This window comes from Ereboglobus sp. PH5-10 (genome assembly GCF_029504735.1).
In the GTDB taxonomy this organism is placed as follows: domain Bacteria; phylum Verrucomicrobiota; class Verrucomicrobiia; order Opitutales; family Opitutaceae; genus Ereboglobus.
Window position 1 is genome coordinate 387,500 of record NZ_JAQFIP010000001.1, and the last position, 15,388, is coordinate 402,887.

The following is a 15,388-nucleotide window of genomic DNA, read 5'->3' on the forward strand; positions in this document are numbered from 1 at the left end:
AGCCTGAAAAACGAAAATCTTTCGCCAAAGCGCGACGCCCTCAAAAGCGTCGCGCTTTTTCTTTTTTTCAAAACACCGCTTGCACTTTTTTCGACCGCCATTAATACGTTCACGGCAACCATGACTCAGGCCGCCAACATATCCACCAACCCGATCGACGCAGACTTTTATCTGGCCGCCGACGATTTCTTCAAGGCCAACCGCCCGGTTGCCCTCACCTTCGACGACGTCTCGCTCGCCACGCGCTACTCCCAAATCCTCCCCCGCGACACCGACCTCGCCACCAGCCTCTCCGACTCCCTCCGGCTGCAAATCCCCATCATCTCGTCCGACATGGACACCGTCACCGAGTCGCGCATGGCCATCGCCATGGCCCTCAACGGCGGCATGGGCCTCATCCACTACAACATGACGCCCAAGGACCAGGTCCGCGAAGTCGCCCGCGTCAAACGCCACATCCACGGATTCCTCCAGGACCCCATCACCATCCGCCCCGACATGCTCATCGGCGACCTCCTCGCCCGCATCGAGCAAAAGACGTTCTCATTCTCAACCTTCCCCGTCACCGACGAAAACGGCGTCCTCCTCGGCCTCGTCTCCGGCAACGTCGTCAAGGAACGCTACAAGGCGAAAAAAATCGCCGACGTCATGACCCCGCGCGCCGACCTCATCACCGAGCACATCAACGCCGTCACCAAGAACCCCATCAAGGCCGCCGACACCTTTTTCAACCAGCACATAGGCATCAACAAAATGCTCGTCGTCGATGACGCCGGCAAACTCCGCGGCATGGTCACCAGCCGCGACGTTGAAAGCATCACCGACGAGGCCAAGTCGCAGCGCAAACCCGCCCGCGACGCCAATTTCCGCCTCGTCGTCGGCGCCGCCATCGGCCCCGTCCGCAACCCCGACGGCTCGCTCGACCGCGAAAAAATCGTCTCGCACGTCTCCGCGCTCGTCGCCGAAAACGTGGACGTCGTCGCCATCTCCACCGCGCACGGCCACACCGCCGGCGTGGGCGACATGGTCAAGCTCGTCCGCGACGCCTTCCCCGAGCTCACCATCATCGCGGGCAACGTCACCAGCGCCTCCGGCGTGGAATACCTCGCCGACTGCGGCGCAAGCGCCATCAAGGTTGGCCAGGGCCCCGGCTCCATCTGCACCACGCGCATCGTCGCCGGAATCGGCATCCCGCAGCTCACCGCGCTCTACACCGCCTCGAAGGGCGCCGCCGCCAAGGGCGTGCGCATCATCGCCGACGGCGGCATCACCAAGTCCGGCGACATCGTCAAGGCGCTCACCCTCGCCGACAGCGTCATCCTCGGCGGGCTGCTCGCCGGCTGCCGCGAAGCCCCGGGCGAAATCATGGAAATCAACGGCAAGTTCTACAAACAATACCGCGGCATGGGCACGCTCGCCGCGATGAAAGCCGGCAGCGCGGCCCGTTACGGGCACGACAAAAACGACACCGCGCGCAAACTCACCGCCGAGGGCATCGAGGCGCTCAAGGAAGTGTCCGGCTCGACGGACGACGTCCTCGGCAACCTCATCGGCGGCATCCAAAGCGGCATGGGCTATCTCGGAGCACAAACCCTTCCCGAGCTCCGCGCCAACGCCCGCTACATGCGAGTGAGCCCGGCCGGCCAAAAAGAAGCCTCACCCCACGACGTGATCGAAGTCTCCACGCGCAAGCAGTAAGGCGGCTATAGGTCACGGTTCGACTCCGCGCATCCTGCCATTATCCGAATTATGGCAGTTGGAGCCTTCGCCTTCCCTCGTTAAATTGTCGCATAAAAACGCCTTTGGGTAGGGCGAACCCTCCGGGTGAGCCGCAACAGTCCCTGCACCCTCGGAGGATTCGCCTCACTTTAAAATACGAGCGAACAAACCGAATCAGTCCTATTTGGACGCATGCGTAGTGGCACCTTTGGTCAGCGCTTCTTTTTGAATACTTCCAGAAGCCAGAAGGCGAGTATCCAAATTGCGGTCACCAATGCCCATCGAATACCGACCATCACAAACACTCCAACTGTGCCAAGTTCTCTCGAAACTCCTGCATTGGAAGTCGTGTAGGTGGCCGAAAGGCTATCACGAGCAGAAACCAACCGAGGCTTTTTTGCAGCCATGCTGTGGTTTGCGCTTCGTTTACGCTTTCACCGCCTTCGCTGCGGCGGCGATTGTCGCCTTCGCCTCCGGGGTGCGGCGGCAGACCACGCTGAGCATGTGGACGAGTTTTTGCAGCGAATCGCGGCTCGGGTTGCCGAGCAGCGCCGCCTGTATCCAGTTGTGGTTTAGCAAATATTGGCTGCGGTAGCTGAGCCAGAAACCGCGCATTTCGAGTTCCTCGCCGAGCTCGGCGGCGGACATTTCCTTGACCGGCAGGATCGTCATGATGCCGGGGCTGGCGACGTCCTCGGACGCGGCGAGCTGGAAGCCGAGGCCCTGGAGTTGCTCGCGGAGCCATTTGGCGTTGTCGGCGATTTGTTGCATGCGCTCGGGCGTGGCTTGCTGCACGGCGATGTCGAGCGCGGCGACGAGGTTCGTGGAATGGGTGTGGGGCACGCTTTGGTTTTCGAACCAGTGGCCGAGATCGAGGTAGCCGGGGAAGCGGTCGGGGTGCGGCTCGGGTTTGTAATTGTGAAACACCATCGCGATGCCGGGGAAGCTGCCGAGGCCCTTGCCGGAGGCGCAGGTGGCGAGATGCATGCCGTGGAGATCGACGGGCATGGCGCCGATGGAGCTGATGCAGTCGGCGCAAAGGTGGAGGTTAAGGCGGTCGGCGAGTTTTTTGAGCTCGTCCAGCGGGTTCATGATGCCGGTGGACGTTTCGTGATGGACAAACCAGATCCAGCCGCCGGCGGGGAGGCGCTCGGCGAGGCGGGTGACCTCGGCCATGTCGAAGGTGTGCCCCCAGGGGAGCTGGAGCCAGTCGTAGCGGAGGCCGGCGTTGCGGGCGTTGCCGGCGAGGCGTTCGCCGAATTCGCCGTTGGAGAGGATGAGGCCGGTGGTGCCGAGAAGGGCGAGCTGATTGGCGACAGTGGCGTTGGCGATGGTGCCGGAGCCGAGCATGATCTGGACATCGGCCGCGCCGGTGAGCTTGCAGAGGCGCGCGCGGATGTCGGCCATGCGGGTGATGAACAGCTTGCTGCGGTGCGAGATGGCGGGGCCGGAGAGCGCCTGGCGGACCTCGGAGGAGGTGGGGACGGGGCCGGGAAGGAAGTTGAGGACGTGCTGCTCGGGGGCGGGACCCTCGACAAAGGAGCTGCGAAGCACGGTGCTTTTTTCAAGGGTGCGGCCGAAGTTTTCCAGCGTCAGATACATGGGCTGGTATTGCGCCTGCTCGGAGCCGACGAGGGGGCCGAAGGGAACGAAGCCGAGATGCCGGTAGAGTTTCAACTGGCGCGTGGTGGCGGAAATGATGCAGATGTCGTAGCCGTTGTGGAGGCAATGGCGCACGGCGTGCTCGAAGAGCTTTGGGAAGACGACGGTTTTGCGCGCGTCGGGCTCGACGGCGAGCAGGCGCACTTCGCAGGCGGAACGGCCGGTGGGCAGGTATGCGTCGAGATTGGCGAGCTTGCTGTCGATGGAAAAGGGGCGCGTGCCGCGAATGGCGAGCATTCCCATGAGGCGGCGATCCTGCAGGCAAATGATGTAGGTGTTTTCAGCGTGAAAACGATCCACGAGGCGCTCGTCGGTGTTCGGGGCGTGCTGGGGAATTTCCTCGACGAAGGTGCGGTAATTGAGGCGGTGGATTTGCTCAATTTCCCAATCTTCGGTCGCGATTTTGTAAATATATTCAGTTTGGTCGTTTTTGTCGGCCATGGTGGTAAGAAAGTGTGGCAATAAAAGGGAAAGTGCGCGGGGTGGAAAGGGGAAAAACAAAGCGCTCTCACCGGGGGGATGCGCGTAAAAGTGTTACTGGAAGGACTGCCAACCGTCCCACCCGCCGTTCCGGTCACGCTTTTTTTCCAAGCACGGCAAGAATGTTTGCGCGATGGGAAATCCAGAGCGTGAGGATCATTGCCGCGCAAATGAGAGTGGAAGCGGGATCACGCCAGAGCCACCAGGCAATCACGGGAAAAAGCGCATGCGTGACGAGCCACGAAACCGAAAAGGAGCGGCGGAAAACCGGCTTGAGCGCGAGCGCGAGCACGATGCAAATCGCGGCGGGAATAAAACCCTGCCCGCCCGCCAGCGGACACCATGCGCCGTAAAAAGTGGCCACGCCCTTGCCTCCGCGAAAGCCGAGCCAGACCGGCCAGATGTGCCCTGCGACAACGGCGTAGGCCGCGGCGCACCGCCATGCCGGGGGCGAGTCGGCCATGAAATAACTCGCGGCAAGCGCGACAAGGAAACCCTTGAGTATGTCGATGAGGACAACGGTATAAAAACCGCGCTTGCCGAGAACGCGACCGGCGTTGGTGGCCCCGGTCGCCCCGCTGCCGATTTCGCGAATGTCGACTCCGCCGCGCTTCCTGGCCAGCCAATACCCGGGCGACAACCCACCGATAAGATAGGCTGCGACAATAAACGCGATGTTCGACCAGGCGGGCATGACGGCGGTTAGGATGTTTTCAGTATGCAAAAAAATTAGGACGCGGAAGGCGCGTCCCGCAAGCACACACATGCGCGCCATGCCATCCGGCAAATTTATTTGGCGTTGCGAATTATCCAAAATCAAAACACTTCACCGCGATGGCGAATCGCATCATGAACACGATCAAACGCACGCTCCCCATGGTATTCATTCCCGCAGCAGTCCTGGCCCTTGCCTCCCAACCCGACGCCCTGGGCGCGCCCGAAATCAATCCCGATTCGTCGGCCACGTTTCGCCTCCGCGCGCCCGACGCGCGCACGGTCGAGCTGCGCTGCGAAGGCATTCCCTATACCGCGCTCGCCAAGGGCGACGACGGCGTGTGGACATTCACAACCGCGCCCCTCGCGCCCGACATTTACGCCTACTCCCTTCTCGTCGATGGCGTGCGGATTACCGACCCCGCAAATCCGCACCTTAAATACAACCTCATAAACAACTCCAGCGAGCTCATCGTGCCGAGCCCCGCCGGCGCGCCCCCGAAGGCATGGGAGCGCACCGACGCGCCGCGAGGCGCGCTGCACCGCCACTCCTTCAAGACCAAGGTCTCCGGCGACGACCGGGACTTCATCGTTTACACCCCGCCCGGCTACGATCCCGCCGACGCCTCCGCGCGTTATCCCGTTTTGTATTTGCTGCACGGATACAGCGACGACGCCACCGCATGGACAACCGCGGGCCGCGCCGACATCATTCTCGACAACCTCATCGCAGCCGGAAAAGCGCGCCCCATGATCGTCGTCATGCCGCTCGGCTACGGCACGATGGAAGTCGTCCGCGCCGGCTGGCAGGGCATGCGCGCCAAGCCCGGCCTGTGGGAGCAAAACATCCGCGACTTCACGCCGATCCTTCTCGACGAGGTGCTTCCGCGTGTCGAGGCCGCCTACTGCGTGTCGACCGCGCGCGAGGATCGCGCCATCGCCGGCCTCTCAATGGGCGGCGCCGAGTCGCTCAACATCGGCCTTAACCATATCGACAAATTCGCATGGATAGGCGCATTCAGCTCCGGCGGCCTGCCCGGGGATCTCGACGCGGCGTATCCACATTTCAACAGCACCACCGCGAAACAAATTCGCCTTCTCTGGATCGCCTGCGGCAACACGGACCAACTCCTCACCGCAAACGACCAGGCCGTGAGCTGGCTGAAAGACAAGGCGCCCGACGCCCCGCTCTATTACGTCGTCACCGACCTCGGCCACACCTTCCGCAACTGGCGCCGCTACCTCGCCGAGTTCGCGCCGATGCTCTTCAAGAAATGAAAAAGGTTTTTTTATCAACGCCCGGCCAAGGTGGCACAGACATTCCTGCCTGTGCGGGAATGGACGCGCGAGCCACGGCACGGACACGGACAAGAATGTCCGCGCCACCCTGGCAACGAAACATCGGTGTCCGCTTGTGCGTCGCCATGTTTTTCCTGCTCCCCGCGCTCCGCGCCATCGACTGGGAACGCACCGAAATCGAGCAGCGCGCCGAAATCGGCGAGACGCTCCCGCCCTATGAATTCACCTTCAAAAATTCAGGAACGACGCCCGTCAGCATCACAAACGCCCGCGCCGGTTGCGGCTGCCTCGCGCCCGTGATCGACAGGGAAACACTCGCGCCCGGCGAAACGGGCAAGGTGCTCGTCAAGTTTGACCGCACCGGACTCGTCGGTGAAGTCGCGCGCACTATCACGATCACGACCGACGAATCGCGCAACAACACCTACGAACTCACGCTCCGCGCCAACCTGCCCGAACCGCTTACCATCGCGCCGCGACTCGTTTTTTGGAAAAGCGAAAATCCCGCCTCCACAAAATCCATCGACATAAAAATCAACTTCGCCACGCCCGTTGAAATCACGGGCGCGACATGCAACCGCGACAACTTCGACCTCGCGCTTGTCGCGCTCGAACCCGGACGCCACTACCGGCTCGACGTCACGCCGCGAGACATCGCCACGCCGCGCCTCGCCGTCATCACCCTGAAAACCGCCGCGCCGCTTCCCGCCGGAACGACGCTCACCGCCTATGCGCAAGTCCGCTAAAAATCAATTTGGCAGGACTGGGCATCGGCTCAGATGGAGGCTTCGCCCCACCCCATAGCTGATGCGTCCGCTCCTCCGCCAAGCCCTCATTCTCCTCGTGCTCGCCGCCATTCCGGCGCTGATTTCGGGGTTCATGCACCGCGAGCTTTTTGACGACCCGCCGCTCGCCGGCGACGAAACCACGTGGGCGCAAGTTTACGCATGGCAGCGCGAGGCCGGCACGGCGACATCGCAGCCTCGCATTCTTCTCATCGACGCGCGCCCCTCGGAATCCCACGCGGCCTCGCACGCACCCGGAGCGCTGCCGCTCAACCCGGCGCATTGGGAGCAACAGCTCCCCGCAATCATCGAGGAGCTCGGACGCGCCGCCGAAACGCGCGTTGTTGTTTATTGCGACGACGCGCTCTGCGACACCAGCCGCACCGTGGCCGAACGCATCCGGCGCGAACTCGCGCTCACAAACGTGTTTGTCCTGAAGGGAGGCTGGCGCGCGCGATGAACAACAACAATCCCACCCCCGCCGGCATTGCAAACACGGTGCCCGCGCGCATCACCGCCTCGATCACGCTTCTCATCATCGCGGGCGTTTTTCTTTACGCGGGCGTGTCGAAAGTCGGCGATCCCGCCGCCTTCGCTCACGCCATCGAACTGTATCGCGTCGTGCCGCGCACGCTCGCCGTCATCACGGCGCTCTGGCTGCCGTGGATCGAGATCGGCTGCGCGTGCGCGATTTTCATTCGCGGCTTGCGCGGCGGCGCGCTCGCGATCCTCACCGCGTGCAGCGTCGTCTTCACCGCGATGATTGTCAGCGCCCTGGCGCGCGGCCTCGATATTTCCTGCGGCTGTTTTGGCGATGGCGACACCGGGCGCGCCGCGCTGCTCGTCAGCCTAGTGCGCGCCGCGATTCTGGCCTTTGTTTGCGGAGCAATGTTTCTCCGCCATGCGGCACAGACGGCCAAATCCGTGTAGAGTTTTAGGTAGGGCGTTTTTTTCGCCGAGCTACGGGAGCCAGGGGAATTTGCGGGCGTCGGGTTTGCGCTTTTCGCGCTGGGCGCTGTGAAACTCCTTGGCCTCGTCGGTCATGTAGTAGAGCAGCGTGGCGTTGCCGGCGAGCTCCTGGATTCCGCTCTGGCCGTCCACGTCGGCATTGAACGCGCTCTTGAGGCAGCGGATGGCGAGCGGACTGTGCGTGAGGATTTCACGCGCCCACTTCACGCCCTCGGCCTCGAGTTGCGCGACGGGAACGACCGCGTTGACAAGGCCCATGTCGAGCGCCTGCGCCGCGGTGTATTGACGGCAAAGATACCAGATTTCGCGCGCCTTTTTCTGGCCGACGATGCGCGCCAGATAACTCGATCCGAAGCCGCCGTCGAAACTGCCCATCTTCGGGCCGACTTGGGAAAAGACGCCGTTGTCCGCCGCGATGGTGAGGTCGCACACGAGGTGCAGGACGTGACCGCCGCCGACGGCGTAACCGGCAACAAGCGCGATGACGACCTTGGGCATCGAGCGAATGAGTTTTTGCAGGTCGAGCACGTTGAGGCGCGGCACGCCGTCGTCGCCCACGTAGCCGGCGTGGCCGCGCACACTTTGGTCGCCGCCCGCGCAAAACGCGTATTTGCCGTCGGTGTGCGGCCCTGCGCCGGTGAGGAGCACCACGCCAATTGACTGGTCCTCGCGCGCGTCGGCGAAGGCGTCATACATTTCAAACACCGTTTGAGGCCGAAAGGCGTTTCGCTTTTCGGGGCGGTTGATCGTGATTTTCGCAATGCCATCAGCCTTGTGATAAAGGATGTCGGCATAATTTTTAACGGGTTTCCAAGTGATATCGGCGGTGCTCATTTGTATGGGAAAAAAAGAATAATGAAGCGCACAATGCAGTCCGAGGCGCGGCGCGTCAAATCCGCTCACCGCACCAGCGAGATGCCAAAGCGGATTGTGTCGGTGCGTTTGTCGTAGTTGAGCAGGCTTTCGCCGTAGCCGTTCCAGTATTGAATCATGAAGTAGCCGGCGAAGTTTTTGAAAACGGCATCCAGCGGATAAGTGAGATCGACCTGCACCGCGCCCTTTTTGAGGCGCTGCCCGGCGCGCATGTGAACGACCAGGTTGACGCTGTCGTTCTTGCCGAGAGTGACGGTGAGGTCACCGTAACCGCGATAATCGTCGAGATCGGGATTGTCGCTCATGTCGCCGATGTATCCCCATATTCTCGGCATCAGGATCATCCGCCATCCGTCGAGGTTGCCAAAGGACACAAGCGCGCGCGCCGACACCTTGTTCATGCTGCGGGAAGCGTCGCCGTCGCGGCCGTTGGATTCGTGCCCAATCCCCGCCTGCCAGCCGAGCCAGTTAAAACCGCCGCCCTTTGTTTTTTCGGCGGGCATCATGTAGGCGCAAAACAACTCGGGCATGTAGCTCGTGTCGTAAAAGGGCGAGGAGTCGCCCTCGATGTCCCAAAGCGAGCGCTGCGTGTATGCAAAGCTCAGCCCCTTGAGCACGGGAAACTTTCGCGCCAGATAACCCTCGTCGGCGAGTATCCGATACATGAAGCTGAATTGAAATTTCGCGGCGGGATCATCGGGGCCGTAAATGAAATAAACCGGCTCGTAGGTGGAGAAGTTCTCAAGGAAACTGCGCTTGATTTTTTTGACCACGGGCGGCGGCTGCAGGCTGTCGAGCGGCGCGGTGTCGGCGGCATCGGAGGCCTGCGCGGAGGCGGGTTTTATTTCGATGGCCGCGCGCACGGACGGCGGCTCGCGCAACGTCAATATCCCCCCGCCAACCGCGCCATTGGGAAGCGCGAGTGTGTAAGTGCAGGAGACAAATCCGCGCGTGGTGATGCGCTCGACACCGCGAACATCCTTCGGGTGAATCTGGAGCGCGACAGGAATGGGAGCGCCCTTAGCGACGGACAATTCGCCCTTGAGCGACGCAGGCGCCTCAAAATCCACCGAGTAATCGGCGGTATTAAGCGCAACCAGATTGACGGTAATCGTATCGCCGGCACCCACGGCCCCGGACGGCGCGAGCAGGCTGAACACGATGGGCGACGGCTCATCAAGGGCGGGCGTGTTCGCCAGCACATCCGCGACGGCAGCAAACGCGATGCAGGACAACGCGAGCAGTTTGGCGATTTGGGTGGCGATTTTCATTTGGTTAACGGAATGCGCCGCCCCGCCCGCGGGCAAGCCTTTGTCCGGGCGTCGTGTTATTTTTAGCATGTTTTTGGTGGGGCGAAATTTCCCTGCTTGATTTATTGGCGGGCACTTTGTGCTCTCATGAAAACACCCATGCACCTGCTGCTCGCCAAAATCTGGATACACAAACCGCACCACTATATTTTTGAAATCGCGGATGGAATCGGCCTGCGCTGGTATGGGCTGGCATATGTGCTCGGGTTTCTCGGCGGCGCGTGGCTGCTCGCCCGCTACGCAAAGGCAACCCCTCCCCGCTCGCTGCTGCCCGCGGAAAAAGTCTGGGACTTGATCATCGCGCTGGTGCTCGGCGTGTTCATCGGCGCGCGCTTGGGCTATTTCATTTTCTACCGTCCGGGCGACTTGGTGCAAAATCCGCTCGTGTTTTTCCGGGTGTGGGAGGGCGGCATGGCGAGCCACGGCGGATTTATCGGAGTCGTTCTCGCGCTCGCGTGGTTTGCGCGGCGCAACAAAATCCCATTCCTGCACATCGGCGACCTGGTGGCCACGATCGCATCGCTCGGCCTGATGCTCGGGCGCATCGCCAATTACCTCAACGGCGAGCTTTGGGGCAAATTAACCGACGGCACATGGGGCGTGATTTTTGCCGCCACCGACGGCGGCCCGCATCCGCGCCACCCGTCGCAACTTTACGAGGCCGCGCTGGAGGGCGCGCTGTTGCTCGCGTTTGTGCAATGGCGGTTCTGGCGCACCGATGTCGCGCGCAAACAGCCGGGGCGGCTCGGGGGCGAATTTCTCGCGCTGTATGCGGTGGCGCGCTGTGTCTGCGAATATTTCCGCGAACCCGACGCCGCGCTGATTTGGGGGTTGAGCCGCGGCACGTTTTATTCGGTCTTCCTGTTCGCCGCCGGACTGGCGCTGGTTGTCTACGCGACTCGCAAGGCAAAAGAAGTCCCGGCAAAAAAAAGACCCCAAAAACCGTAAAAGTTTTTGAGGCTGAAAGTGGTGGCAAGACTCGGAATCGAACCGAGGACACGAGGATTTTCAGTCCTCTGCTCTACCAACTGAGCTATCTTGCCATTGCGCTTCCCGAAGGAAGAAGGGTGAACGGAAGCAAAAAATAACGAAGCCTCAAGACCAAAGTTGCCAATATCGCAAATTTGGGCGCGATTGAGACTGTCGGCGGAGACGCGCGCGCCGGCGCCGCACCCCGGTTTTCAGCGACGGGAACCAACATTTTTCACTTTCTCTTGCGCTGCCCACGCCCCGTGTCATCCTGCGGGGAAATTGTTATTTTGTCCCGGCTCCTCCCCATGCCCTCGCGCCCAGTATTATCCGCAGAGATTTATGTCATCCCCTTGGAGACAGGCCGGTATCTCGTTTACGCGCCGTTGAGGAAGGCGGCTTTTGTCGGCAACGCGCGCGTGGTGAACTTTCTCGCCGGATTGAAGGAGGGGAATTACGACGCGGCCCTTGACGCCGACGGTTCCACGACCGAGTTTTTGCGCCGGTTGGAAATACTCGACGCTGGACCCGAGCAACAGCCCGAGGCTGTTTTTTCCGACACGCACGACCCGGTCTCCCTCACGCTCTTTCTCACCACCGCGTGCAACCTCCGCTGCACCTATTGTTACGCGGCGGCCGGGGACGGCCCCGTGCGTTCCATGTCGTTGGAAACGGCGTTGCGCGGGGTCGATTTTATTGTCCAGAACGCGTTAAGACGCCGGACGGGATTCATCGACATCAACTTCCACGGCGGCGGCGAGCCAACCCAAAACTGGCGCGTGCTCACCGGAGCGCACGACCACGCGCGACGCCTCGCCGACCGGCACGGGCTGGATCTCACATGCTACACGGCCACCAACGCCGTTTTTTCCGACAAGCAGCTCGACTGGATTGTCGCCAACCTGCAAGGCGCGAGCGTCTCGTTCGACGGGCTGCCCGAGGCGCACGACACGCACCGCATTTCCGCCAACGGCAAGGGCTCCAGCGAACGCGTCATGCACACGCTGCGACGTTTCGACGAGGCCGGGTTCTCCTATGGAATCCGCATGACAGTCACCGCCGACATGATTGCGCGCCTGCCGGATTCCATTGAGTTTATCTGCTCGCGCTTCCGCCCCGGCCAGATCCAGGCCGAGCCGGCCTACCAGATCGGACGCTGGGCCGGCGCGCCCTCGGCGGAAACCGGCGCGTTCATCGCCGCGTTTCGGGAGGCGCAGAGTCGCGCAAAAAAGCACGGCTGCGAAGTCACCTTTTCCGCCGCGCGCACGGGCACGCTGACGAACCACTTTTGCGGCGCCACGCAAGACCTCTTCGCGCTCACGCCCGACGGCACCGCCTCCGCCTGTTACGAGGTTTTTGACGAAACCAATCCGCGCGCGAACATCTTTCTCTATGGAAACGCGGACGGCGACGGCGCATGGAAGTTTGACATGGGGAAGCTGGCGTTTTTGCGCAGTCACTCCGTGGACAAGCGCGATTATTGCGCGGGCTGTTTCGCGCGCTGGACATGCGGCGGCGACTGCCTGCACAAGGCGCTCACCGTGTGCGGCGACGGCGGGTTTTCCGGCACCGACCGCTGCAACATCATTCGCGAGCTGACCAAGGACCAAATCCTCGCGCGCATCGCCGAGGCCGGCGGCGTGTGCTGGCACGGCCTGCCGGGCGACGACGAGGAGGGAAACACATGCCCCAACTGCAACGAAATGGAAACCAAGGAAAGCGAAGCATGAGCCCCAACAACGACAACAAACCCGCGTTTCAACTCACCCGCGTAAGCGAGGGAGAGGAGTTGTATCAACAAACGGAAATCGTGATGCTAAACAAGGGGCCCGGAGGAGGCGTGATGAGTCGCCGCGGGTTTCTTGGCGCGGGCATCACCGCGGCGGCTGCGGTGGCGCTGCTGAACAAGTTCACCATCGCGGCAAACGCCGCCAGGACGCCCAAAGCCAGGGCAAGCTCGGTATTGGTCGCGCATATCGGCCACGTTCACACGGTTCGCATAAGTCACGACGGGAAATGGCTGGCTTCGGGCAGCAGCGAGGGAATTATAAAATTATGGAGTTTCCCGGAGGGGGCGTTGATCAAGGCGTCGAAGAAAAACCGCAACCGGGTTACCACTGCCGACATAAGCCCCGACGGAAAACTTTTGGCCGCGGGAAGCAGGGACGGTGCCATTGCGCAATTATGGAGCCTGCCCAAGGTGGCGCTGAAGAAAAAACTGAAGGGACACGCAAAGGGCATCTGCTCGGTCTGCATAAGCTCCGATGGAAAATTGCTGGCTTCGGGCGGCCGGGACAAAACCATCAACCTATGGAGCCTTCCCAAAGGGGGATTTATCAAGAAACTGGAGGGGCACATTGACACTGTTGAGTCTGTTTGCATAAGCCCCGACGGCCAATGGCTGGCATCGGGAAGCAGCGACAAAACTGTTAAATTATGGAGCCTGCCCGATGGCGCCTTGCTCAACACCCTGACCGGGCACACGAGAGGCATTAACTCCATTTGCGCAAGCCCCGACGGAAAACTGCTGGCTTCGGGAGGCGACGACAAAACAATCTGTTTATGGAGCATGCCGGAAGGAACCCTGGTTAAAAAACTGTCGGGACACACGAACGCCATCATGTCCGTTTGCACAAGCCCCGACGGGCAATTACTGGCATCAGGCGGCGTGGACAAGACCATCAAATTATGGAGCCTGCCCGACGGCGCCTTGCTCAACACCCTGACCGGGCACACGGGCGTCGTCACCTCTGTTTGCGCAAGCCCGGATGGAAAACTGCTGGCCTCGGGCAGCAGCGACCAAACCATCCGCCTGTGGAGCCTGCCCGACGGAAAACAACTTTCCTGCCTGGCGGACATGACCGCCAATCCCGCCAACAGGGAAGGCGCGACTGTCCACATGCGAAACGAATACGGGCAGACCATCACTTACACCCTGCCATGCGGATCCCCGCTTCCCCCCGGAGCCACCTGCCGGTGCAATTGCGTCCCCGGCTCCGTCAAAATATGCACGTGCCAGTCTGTCGCGACGCGGTGCCGCCACGGCTGCTCTTGCGTTCCCGTCTGCACCTGCCAGGCGGTGCGTTGCCGGCAGACGTAGCCGGGCGCCAAAACAGGAAGCCTCCAAAATCTTTCCAAAAGCGAACCCAACTTTAATAAAACAAAGAACACGCACCATGAGCACCGGCGACGCCAGCAAACCCGCGTTTCAACTCACCCGCGTCGACGAGGGCGAGGAGTTGTATCAACAAACGGAAATCGTGATGATAAGCGACGGGGCGGGAGGCGGCGCGATGAGTCGCCGGGATTTTCTTGGCGCGGGCATCACCGCGGCGGCGGCGGTGGCGTTTCTGAGCGCGTGCGGCAAAGAGGAGACAACCGTTCGTCTGGCCCAAGCCGACAAGAGAGACGTCCTCGGGAAAAAGACGGCGCTGCTGCGGGCGCACAAAGAAAGCGTTAACTCCATTTTCATAAGCGCCGACGGAAAGTGGCTGGCGTCGGGCAGCAAAGACAAGACCGTCAAGCTATGGAAACTGCCGGAACGCATTTTGGAAAAAACATTGGACGGCCACAAAAACAGCATTCGCTCGGTTCTCATAACCCCCGGCAAGGGCGAGGCGTTGATTTCCGGCGGATTGGACAAGCAAATCAAAATATGGAATTTGCCCGGTGGCGAACAGGCCGCGAGCCTGGACGACCACAAAGGCGGCATTTTTGCCCTCTGCATGAGCCCCGACGGGACAATCCTGGCGTCGGGAAGCAGCGACAACACCATTAAGTTGCGAACCGAGGCCGGAACCAAAACATTAAAGGGGCACCAAGACTCTGTTCTCTCCCTCTGCATAAGCGCCGACGGGAAATGGCTGGCATCGGGCAGCCAGGACAAAACCGTCAAGCTATGGAGCCTGCCCGGCGGCTCGTTGATCAATACATTCACAGGACACCATGGCCGGGTTGCCTCCGTCTGCATAAGCCCTGATGGAAAACTGCTGGTCGCGGGAGACAGCGATGGATGCCTCAGGCTGTGGAGCCTGCCCGATGGCGGGACGGCCAAGTTGCTGCGGGTGAAAAACCATATCGGAAGTTTTGTCTCAACCTGCATAAGTCCCGACGGCCAATGGCTGGCATCCGGTGACGCCGTTTCAAACATCAGATTATGGAGCCTGCCTGACGGCACGTTGATGAAAACGCTGTTGGGGCACACCGGAAGCGTGAATTGCCTCGGCATAAGCCCCGACGGAAAACTGCTGGCATCCGGCGGCAGCGACAGCACCATTCGGCTGTGGAGTTTTCCCGGGGGAGAATTGGTTTCCGCGCTGCCGGACATGGAGGATTTGATAAACAGGCCCGAATCCGTGAAGGGCGCGATCTTCGCCGCAACGAGCGAAACCGGGCAAGTCATCACCTACACGCTCCCGTGCGGCGCGGCGATTCCCGCCGGCGCCACGTGCGCGTGCAATTGTGTTTCCGGCCTGCGAAAACCCGCGACACAAAGGGCCCCTTCGGGGACAAGGCCGAGCGGAGGCGGTTGCCGGCACGGGGGCGGTGGAAGTTATCAACGCTGCGTCTGCATGGCCGTGCGCTGCCGGAGGACGTGAATCGCAGCCG

General features: G+C 61.4%; 14 protein-coding genes and 1 tRNA gene. 9 read left to right on the plus strand and 6 right to left on the minus strand.

Annotated elements, in window-relative coordinates; all coding sequences use genetic code 11:
* The first annotated feature begins 120 nt into the window (after positions 1-120).
* Complete coding sequence (locus M2447_RS01535; RefSeq protein WP_277510349.1) at positions 121-1,698, plus strand: IMP dehydrogenase; 1,578 nt, start codon at positions 121-123, stop codon at positions 1,696-1,698.
* Between the two features lie 233 nt (positions 1,699-1,931).
* On the opposite strand, the gene M2447_RS01540 is transcribed toward M2447_RS01535, so the two are convergent.
* From M2447_RS01540 to M2447_RS01550, 3 genes are all read right to left on the minus strand, one after another.
* The gene (locus tag M2447_RS01540) at positions 1,932-2,126 is read right to left on the minus strand and encodes a hypothetical protein (protein WP_277557119.1); all 195 of its coding nucleotides are present in this window, start codon (positions 2,124-2,126) and stop codon (positions 1,932-1,934) included.
* 19 nt (positions 2,127-2,145) lie between these two features.
* Complete coding sequence (locus tag M2447_RS01545) at positions 2,146-3,822, minus strand: aminotransferase class V-fold PLP-dependent enzyme (RefSeq protein ID WP_277557121.1); 1,677 nt, start codon at positions 3,820-3,822, stop codon at positions 2,146-2,148.
* Positions 3,823-3,955: 133 nt separating this feature from the next.
* The gene (locus M2447_RS01550) at positions 3,956-4,585 is read right to left on the minus strand and encodes a glycerol-3-phosphate acyltransferase (protein ID WP_161554678.1); all 630 of its coding nucleotides are present in this window, start codon (positions 4,583-4,585) and stop codon (positions 3,956-3,958) included.
* Between the two features lie 125 nt (positions 4,586-4,710).
* Here M2447_RS01550 and M2447_RS01555 point away from each other — a divergent pair, with 125 nt between their 5' ends.
* The 4 genes from M2447_RS01555 (at position 4,711) to M2447_RS01570 (ending at position 7,589) form a co-directional block, all read left to right on the plus strand.
* On the plus strand, positions 4,711-5,853 hold the full coding sequence (locus M2447_RS01555) for an esterase (protein WP_277557122.1): 1,143 nt from the start codon (positions 4,711-4,713) through the stop codon (positions 5,851-5,853).
* A gap of 95 nt (positions 5,854-5,948) precedes the next feature.
* On the plus strand, positions 5,949-6,620 hold the full coding sequence (locus tag M2447_RS01560; RefSeq protein ID WP_277557124.1) for a DUF1573 domain-containing protein: 672 nt from the start codon (positions 5,949-5,951) through the stop codon (positions 6,618-6,620).
* A gap of 61 nt (positions 6,621-6,681) precedes the next feature.
* Complete coding sequence (locus tag M2447_RS01565) at positions 6,682-7,119, plus strand: rhodanese-like domain-containing protein (protein WP_277557125.1); 438 nt, start codon at positions 6,682-6,684, stop codon at positions 7,117-7,119.
* A complete protein-coding gene (locus M2447_RS01570; protein ID WP_277557127.1) occupies positions 7,116-7,589 on the plus strand; it encodes a MauE/DoxX family redox-associated membrane protein in 474 nt (157 codons plus the stop codon). The genes M2447_RS01565 and M2447_RS01570 overlap by 4 nt, the downstream gene beginning before the upstream one ends.
* A gap of 30 nt (positions 7,590-7,619) precedes the next feature.
* On the opposite strand, the gene menB is transcribed toward M2447_RS01570, so the two are convergent.
* Together menB and M2447_RS01580 are read right to left on the minus strand one after the other, a co-directional pair.
* The gene (gene menB, locus M2447_RS01575) at positions 7,620-8,462 is read right to left on the minus strand and encodes a 1,4-dihydroxy-2-naphthoyl-CoA synthase (protein ID WP_277557129.1); all 843 of its coding nucleotides are present in this window, start codon (positions 8,460-8,462) and stop codon (positions 7,620-7,622) included.
* Between the two features lie 65 nt (positions 8,463-8,527).
* Entirely contained in the window at positions 8,528-9,772 is a 1,245-nt protein-coding gene (locus tag M2447_RS01580; RefSeq protein ID WP_277557131.1) for a phospholipase A, read from the minus strand.
* 126 nt (positions 9,773-9,898) lie between these two features.
* Between M2447_RS01580 and lgt the strand changes: the two genes are divergently transcribed.
* The gene (lgt, locus tag M2447_RS01585; protein WP_277557133.1) at positions 9,899-10,759 is read left to right on the plus strand and encodes a prolipoprotein diacylglyceryl transferase; all 861 of its coding nucleotides are present in this window, start codon (positions 9,899-9,901) and stop codon (positions 10,757-10,759) included.
* A 19-nt stretch (positions 10,760-10,778) separates the two neighbouring features.
* Here lgt and M2447_RS01590 read toward each other — a convergent pair.
* Positions 10,779-10,854: transfer RNA gene (locus M2447_RS01590), tRNA-Phe, on the minus strand.
* A 234-nt stretch (positions 10,855-11,088) separates the two neighbouring features.
* Between M2447_RS01590 and M2447_RS01595 the strand changes: the two genes are divergently transcribed.
* From M2447_RS01595 to M2447_RS01605, 3 genes are all read left to right on the plus strand, one after another.
* A complete protein-coding gene (locus M2447_RS01595) occupies positions 11,089-12,510 on the plus strand; it encodes a radical SAM protein (RefSeq protein ID WP_277557135.1) in 1,422 nt (473 codons plus the stop codon).
* Positions 12,507-13,880 carry a WD40 repeat domain-containing protein gene (locus M2447_RS01600; RefSeq protein ID WP_277557137.1) on the plus strand — a complete coding sequence of 458 codons (1,374 nt, stop codon included), beginning with the start codon at positions 12,507-12,509 and terminating at the stop codon, positions 13,878-13,880. Before M2447_RS01595 ends, M2447_RS01600 begins: the two co-directional genes overlap by 4 nt.
* A gap of 76 nt (positions 13,881-13,956) precedes the next feature.
* Positions 13,957-15,378 (plus strand): WD40 repeat domain-containing protein, encoded by a 1,422-nt coding sequence (locus M2447_RS01605; RefSeq protein ID WP_277557139.1) that lies wholly within the window; start codon positions 13,957-13,959, stop codon positions 15,376-15,378.
* Positions 15,379-15,388: the final 10 nt, after the last annotated feature.